Source organism: Catenovulum agarivorans DS-2 (assembly GCF_000568405.1).
In the GTDB taxonomy this organism is placed as follows: Bacteria; Pseudomonadota; Gammaproteobacteria; order Enterobacterales; family Alteromonadaceae; genus Catenovulum; species Catenovulum agarivorans_A.
Map to the genome: position 1 here is coordinate 1 of NZ_ARZY01000123.1, position 318 is coordinate 318.

Below are 318 nucleotides of genomic sequence, written 5' to 3' on the forward strand. Positions count from 1 at the left end.
TGTTAAATGCGCTTACATCAAATTCGCTGCCTGAAATTGTCCAATCTCCAGAAGCATCTGCTGTAACGGTTTGATCTGAGCTGTTAGCACCATCCGTGATTGTAATGGTGACACTTGCATCAGCTTCTGCACCTGTCCCTGCAATCAATACATCCGCATCTTCCGCTGCATTAACAATACCATCGGTTTCTATTGGTGTGGTGATTGTCACCGCACTTGGCGCTGAGTTGTCTAAACTAATTGTTTGTGTCGCCGCAGTAGAGGTATTGCCTGCATCATCTGTTTGAGTCGCTGAGACGGTCAAGGTGCCGTTGTTAA

1 protein-coding gene is annotated in these 318 nt (G+C 46.5%); it reads right to left on the reverse strand.

Annotated features, from left to right (window positions below; translation table 11 throughout):
• On the reverse strand, positions 1-318 hold a 318-nt coding region (locus DS2_RS19475; RefSeq protein WP_035016758.1), incomplete at both ends, for a hypothetical protein.